Source organism: Frankia sp. CcWB3, assembly GCF_977927595.1.
This window is the reverse complement of the sequence record NZ_CDWRCK010000260.1, coordinates 1-5,743: the sequence shown is the minus strand read 5'-3', so window position 1 is coordinate 5,743 and position 5,743 is coordinate 1. Positions and strand designations below refer to the sequence as shown.

General features: G+C 68.8%; 9 protein-coding genes and 1 pseudogene. 8 read left to right on the top strand and 2 right to left on the bottom strand.

The features are described from left to right. Both ACY5KJ_RS16955 and ACY5KJ_RS16950 read left to right on the top strand, forming a co-directional pair. Positions 1-1,199 (top strand): replication initiator (locus tag ACY5KJ_RS16955; RefSeq protein ID WP_462203823.1); only part of this gene is annotated, 1,199 nt, incomplete at its 5' end. A 30-nt stretch (positions 1,200-1,229) separates the two neighbouring features. Next, complete coding sequence (locus ACY5KJ_RS16950; RefSeq protein ID WP_023839981.1) at positions 1,230-1,421, top strand: helix-turn-helix domain-containing protein; 192 nt, start codon at positions 1,230-1,232, stop codon at positions 1,419-1,421. A gap of 52 nt (positions 1,422-1,473) precedes the next feature. On the opposite strand, the gene ACY5KJ_RS16945 is transcribed toward ACY5KJ_RS16950, so the two are convergent. Beyond that, complete coding sequence (locus ACY5KJ_RS16945) at positions 1,474-1,842, bottom strand: helix-turn-helix transcriptional regulator (RefSeq protein WP_462188727.1); 369 nt, start codon at positions 1,840-1,842, stop codon at positions 1,474-1,476. 123 nt (positions 1,843-1,965) lie between these two features. Here ACY5KJ_RS16945 and ACY5KJ_RS16940 point away from each other — a divergent pair, with 123 nt between their 5' ends. The 5 genes from ACY5KJ_RS16940 (at position 1,966) to ACY5KJ_RS16920 (ending at position 4,951) form a co-directional block, all read left to right on the top strand. Beyond that, positions 1,966-2,268 carry a hypothetical protein gene (locus tag ACY5KJ_RS16940; RefSeq protein WP_462188729.1) on the top strand — a complete coding sequence of 101 codons (303 nt, stop codon included), beginning with the start codon at positions 1,966-1,968 and terminating at the stop codon, positions 2,266-2,268. Between the two features lie 251 nt (positions 2,269-2,519). Beyond that, entirely contained in the window at positions 2,520-2,729 is a 210-nt protein-coding gene (locus tag ACY5KJ_RS16935; RefSeq protein ID WP_462188731.1) for a hypothetical protein, read from the top strand. Further along, on the top strand, positions 2,729-3,988 hold the full coding sequence (locus ACY5KJ_RS16930) for a tyrosine-type recombinase/integrase (protein WP_462188733.1): 1,260 nt from the start codon (positions 2,729-2,731) through the stop codon (positions 3,986-3,988). The genes ACY5KJ_RS16935 and ACY5KJ_RS16930 overlap by 1 nt, the downstream gene beginning before the upstream one ends. Before the next feature lie 301 nt (positions 3,989-4,289). Then, entirely contained in the window at positions 4,290-4,553 is a 264-nt protein-coding gene (locus tag ACY5KJ_RS16925; protein ID WP_462203822.1) for a type II toxin-antitoxin system Phd/YefM family antitoxin, read from the top strand. Beyond that, positions 4,538-4,951: a PIN domain-containing protein gene (locus ACY5KJ_RS16920; protein ID WP_462203821.1), complete on the top strand. Its 414-nt coding sequence runs from the start codon at positions 4,538-4,540 to the stop codon at positions 4,949-4,951. Before ACY5KJ_RS16925 ends, ACY5KJ_RS16920 begins: the two co-directional genes overlap by 16 nt. A 143-nt stretch (positions 4,952-5,094) precedes the next feature. On the opposite strand, the pseudogene ACY5KJ_RS16915 reads toward ACY5KJ_RS16920, so the two are convergent. Continuing rightward, positions 5,095-5,265: pseudogene (locus tag ACY5KJ_RS16915) on the bottom strand (TetR family transcriptional regulator); the annotation flags it as partial. Between the two features lie 157 nt (positions 5,266-5,422). Here ACY5KJ_RS16915 and ACY5KJ_RS16910 point away from each other — a divergent pair. Beyond that, positions 5,423-5,644 carry a hypothetical protein gene (locus ACY5KJ_RS16910; protein WP_462188737.1) on the top strand — a complete coding sequence of 74 codons (222 nt, stop codon included), beginning with the start codon at positions 5,423-5,425 and terminating at the stop codon, positions 5,642-5,644. Positions 5,645-5,743: the final 99 nt, after the last annotated feature.

Below are 5,743 nucleotides of genomic sequence, written 5' to 3'. Positions count from 1 at the left end.
ATCGGGAGCGTCCTCGACGGGTCCGCTCGACCCGCCGTCGGCAGGACGCACCAGACCTGCCCCGGCTGCCCGTCGACCGGCGGACCGTCGGGCGGACGTACGAGGCGGCGGACGGGACGGTGTGGCGGCCGTCGATGTTCCTGACGCTGACCTGCGACACCTACGGGCGGGTGACCTCCGACGGCACCCCGGTCGATCCGGACTCCTACGACTACCAGCGGACGGCGCGGGACGCGATCCACTTCCCGAAGCTGATCGACCGGTTCTGGCAGAACCTCCGCCGAGCCGTGGGCTGGGATGTGCAGTACTTCGCCGCGCTCGAACCGCAACGGCGGCTCGCCCCGCACCTGCACGCGGCGATCCGGGGCACGATCCCGAGGGTGGTGCTGCGTCAGGTGGCGGCGGCGACCTATCAGCAGGTGTGGTGGCCGTCGTGTGACCGGCCGGCCTACGGCGACGACCGACCACCGGTGTGGGACGAGGCGGCCGGCGGCTACCGTGACCCGGCCACCGGCGCGCCGCTGCCGACATGGGACGAGGCACTCGACGCGATCGGCGAGAACGACGAACCCGCGCACGTCGTCCGCTTCGGTCCCCAACTCCGGGCAGACGGAGTGACGGCGAACTCGGCGCACACCGGCCGGATGATCGGCTACCTGACCAAGTACCTCGTGAAAAGCCTCGACGCCTGCCACGCTGCCACGACCGACGCTCAGCGGCGCCACGTCGAACGGCTCGCGGACGCGCTGCGGTACGAACCGTGCTCGTCCACCTGCGGGAACTGGCTGCGCTACGGCGTCCAGCCGCGCAACCCGAAACCGGGCCTCGTCCCGGGCCGGTGTCGGGGGAAGGCGCACCGGCGGGAGACCCTCGGGTTCGGCGGCCGGCGGGTGCTCGTCTCGCGGCGTTGGTCCGGCAAGACGCTGGCCGATCATCGGACCGATCGGCTCGCCTGGGTCCAGGCGCAGCTCGAAGCGCTCGGGCAGACCGGAAGCGGTCCGGTCGGCGAGCATGATCCGGCCCGGACGATATGGACGCTGCTCCGTCCCGGCGATCCGGCCGCACCTCGACGCGAACACCTGCTTCTCCAGGCAGTCGCGCAACGCCACGCCTGGCGTGCCCAACTCGACCGGGATCGGCGTCCGGCCTCCGGCGGGCTTCCGGCAACCGGCCCACCGGTGACCGCGAACGCTGCCTGATCCGCCGTCGCGATGGTCCGGAAGGTATGGATGACCAAGCTGTTGCTCACCCCGGCTGAGGCCGCGGAGATCCTCGCGGTCGGCCGGAGCACCGTGTATGAACTGCTCGCCGCGGGCGACCTGGAATCGGTGCGGATCGGCCGGTCACGGCGCATCCCGCGGGCGGCGCTCGATGCGTTCGTCCGGCGGCTGCGGGGCCTCGACGAGGGGCAGGCTGCCTGACCGATGCCCGTGCCAGGTCGGGGGGTGGCTGCGTCCCCGAGAGTGGTTGCCGTCAGCTACTCAGGGGGTCGTAGTCGCCTGCGAGCCACCGGAGGAATCGTCGGGGGCGGTCCACGTACGTCTGAATCGTGCTCGGCGTCCGTCCGCTGGACACGAGTATCTGTTCATAGCGATCAAGCGCCTGGTGCAGGTCATCCAACGTCCACTGATCCGTCCGGCCCTGGCCCTTGGCTGGTCGTGGCGCCTGGCGCGCGGCGTGCCATCGCTCGATGTCCTCGGCGTTCCAGACCTTCCCCATGCTCAGAACGGCCACCGGATCGGGGAAGGCCGGATCGTCGCGGAGGATCTGATGAACCCGCGACGGACTCACGTTCAGCATCTGGGCGATCTCCGCCGCACCCATGAGCTTGATCGTCGACATAGGCACATCATAGCTTGACGAGCCATTACCTCATGCCTACTGTAGGCAGTAGCGGTTCCGGTGAGTGCGCCAACACCCACCGGAACCTTGATCCCAATCCTGACTGCACAGGAGTTGAGACCCATGCCCATTTTCTCGTCTGGTGGCTTCGGCGCGTGGCGGACCCCTGGTGATGGCGAGTCCCCTCTGATCGCGATGCGCACCCGGGTTACTGGGGAGCTCGTGCTGACGATCCGTCCCGGGGCCGATGTCGGCGACCTGATGGCGATCCTCGGCACGCTGCCCGCGGATGCGTTCTTCACGGAGCACTTCGGCGACGTGAACGCGGTGCTCGTCTTTCGGCAGGTGCCCGGGGATTCGGCGGCGCTTCCGGCGTCCGTGAACCCCTCGGCGGGGCCGGCGGCGGCAAGGGCTACCCGCCCGTAGCGGCTGTTCTGCCTGCTCCTCCCCCATTTTTCTTCCGTTCTCTGGTGGCGCTTGAAGCTGTCGGGGTGTCGGACGTGTCCAGGGTCGGCCGAAGGCCGATCGCGTAGCGACGCGTAGCGCCCTGGACGCGGGCGGCGCCCCGGCAGACCATCCCCGCGCCAGAGAACGGAACACCCACCTGCACCGGGCGACGCCACCCGCGGCCCGCGTGACTCTTCCCGTTCTTCTTCCGGCAAGAAGCTTTCTTCGCCATGCCCACTGACCACTACGGACACCCGACGATGAGCCTGCAACAGGCTCTCCGGGAACATCTCGACCGTGCCCGCGCGGAACAGGGTCGGCTCTACCCGCAGCCCGAGGGGGAGACCAAGTTCGCCTGCGACATGGGCGACAGCCGCTACGGCTGCGCGTGGTGCGACAACATCGAATGGCCTGACGGAAACCCCCTGGACGCCGACTGATGGCCGAGAAGAAGAACGACCCGGACAACCAGACGGCGGCGGACCAGAAGAAGAGTCGACGCGCGCACGGCGAGGGTGGGCTCTACCAGCGGGCCAGCGACAACCGCTGGGTCGGTGTCGTCGACCTCGGGTGGATCGACGGCAAGCGGCGTCGCCTGACGGTCTACGCCCGGACGCAGAAGGAAGCCCGCGACAAGATGGCGGAGCTGCGCAAAGCGGCCGACAAGGGCCAGGACCTCGCCGCGAAGCCACAGACGGTCGCGCAGTGGATGGCCTACTGGCTTGACGAGATCAAGGCGCACGACGGTACGCGGCCGTCGACGCTGACGCGCTACCGGTACGCGATCGACGGGCACATCGTGCCGGTCCTCGGCAAGGTCAGGCTGGACAAGCTCACCCCAGCTGACGTCCGCCGGCTGCATGCTGCTCGCCGGGACTCGATGAAGCCGGCGAGCCTGGCCAAGGTTCACGCCGTCCTGCGGGCGGCGCTCACCGACGCGGAACGGATGGACCTGGTGAGCCGCAACGTCGCGAAGTCGGTCCAGGCTCCCAAGCTGGGCGACGCGGAACCGCGGGAGCTGACGGTGGAGCAGGCGCGCCGATTCCTCGACGTCGGGGCCGGCGATCGGCTCGAATCGCTGTTCGTGGTCGCGCTGACGATGGGCCTACGCCGTGGCGAACTGCTTGGCCTCCGCTGGGACGATGTCGACCTCGACGCGGGGACGCTGCGCGTCGTCCGCTCGGCGCAGCGCGTTTCCGACACGCTCCGCCTGGTCGAGACGAAGACGCGGGGCTCGCGGCGCCCGGTACCGATTCCGGCAACGACGGTCGAGGCGCTCCGGCGGCACCAGAAGCATCAAGAGCAGGAGCGCGCGGACGCGGGTACGGCCTGGAAGGAGAACGGTCTCGTCTTCGCGTCCACGGTCGGCACGCTGATGGAGCCGCGCAACGTGACGCGCCGCGTCCAGCAGCTGCGCGGGCGGGCGAGCCTTCCCACGCTTCGGCTCCACGACTTCCACCACGCCTGCGCAAGCTTTCTCCTGGCAGCCGGCGTCGAACCCCGCACCGTCATGGAGATCCTCGGCCACGCCACCATGCGCATGACCATGGATCGCTACGGTCATGCCCTCCCGGATCGCCTGCGCGCCGCGTCCGACGCGATGGACAAGCTGATGACGGCGTCTGACGATGACGCGGACAGCCAAGGCGGCGAGCCAGACGACCGGCCGGACTCGGGCGACTCCGACGAACGCTCGTAGCGGCTGGGCTACACGGTTGGCTACATAACGATCAAAGAGGGCGTCACTGCCGGTAATACCAACAGGTCAGCCGTGGTGGACCTAACGTGTCACAATAAGAACCGCCTGATCTTGGCCCAGGGACCTGAGATCACCGTCCGACCGGTCCCCACAAGGCTCCCGACCAGGGGCGATGCCCAGTGAGCACCCAGCCGGCAACCTCGCCCATCGAATCGAACACACGTTCCGCACCTCTGGTGGGTCCGGCCGCCCGCTGCGCCACCGAACGAGCCTGCGCTCTCAGATCAGATAGTATGTAATCATGGTCACGGTGACTGCTACCCAGGCGGCACGCAGCTTCGCGAACATCCTCGACGCCGTCGAGCACGGCGAGACAGTGGTCATCACACGCGACGGTGTGCCGGTCGGCCGGCTTGTCCCGGAACGGCAGACGTCGGCGGACCGGTTGAGGGCCGCACTGCGCGACAACCCGGCTGACGTCGGCTTCGCAGACGAGTTGGAGCGGACCCATGCCGAGCTGGACGTGGCATTCGGTAGCGAGGTGCGCGGATGGCGAGACGCGTAATCCTCGACACTGGGGTGCTCATCGCGCTCGAACGGGGCACGCTTGACGTCGACGCGCTCCTCGGGCTCGACGACGCCGCGATCGCCGCGGTGACCGCGATGGAGCTTCTCGTCGGTGTCGAACGTGCGGACGAGGCACGCCGGCAGGCGTGCGCCGTCCGCGTGGAGGCAATTCTGTCGAGTCTCCCGATCGAGCCCTACACGCTCGGTGTCGCGCGGGTGCATGCGCGTCTTGCCGTGGCCGCGATGGCCAGTGGCCGGCCGCGATCAGCATATGACATGGCGATCGCGGCGACCGCGGCCGCCACCAGTCGGGTGCTGCTCACCACCGACACCAGGGCAGGCTTCGACGAACTCGCGGGCGTCCGCTCCGAACTCGTCACGCCGACCGGCCGCTGACGGACACTCAGCCCGTTCACCCGTGGGATGCATTGCCGCCCGCCAGTAAACCCCCAGAAGGGGGCGAACATGACGGACCAGCTCGTGGACCTGACACACCACAGTAAGAACCACCGCGTCGAACACGCGTTCCGCGGCAAGGCTCGTTGGACGGCGCGGCGTTGGTCGATGTTGGTCTGCCAGACCTCGGCGAGATCGAGCTCGGCCGCCGCCGCGCTGCGGACCACGTCGAGCAGCCCAGCCGCGCGACCGTAGATCTCCACTGCCCCGGCAACCTGCCTGCGGATCTGCTCGCCGGGGTCGGTGGCGGAGAGCGGTAGCCCGCGGCGCGGATCGCGGTGATCACAGCACCTCGGAAGATCGCGAGGGCTGCGGGGGCCCGGCCGGTCCTGCCGGTGGAAGCATCCTCACCGAAAGTGACATCGCGGACGTAATGCTGGCAGCCCTCGAACTGTCAAGCAGGGTGCACCTGTGGTGCTCAACTGTCGGGGGATGGCCGCCCGCGAAGCGGGGGTGGACGCGGGTGGTTCGGCCTCGGATCTTGTTCAGGTAGGCGGCCAGCTCGGTGATCTTGATGGGGTTGGCGTGCAGGATCCAGCGGTGTGGATGGCGGGTCTCCTGGCGTCCGCGGATGCGGCCTTGCTGGCGCCAGCGGTGGATGGTTCCGGTGGTGACGCCGAGGTGGGCGGCTAGGGCCTGTTTGGGAAGTAGGTCCCGAGGCTGGCCGTGGATCTGATGGTGATTTTCGGATTGCATGATCCGTTGTGTGGTGCGGTGTGACCTGACGAACGA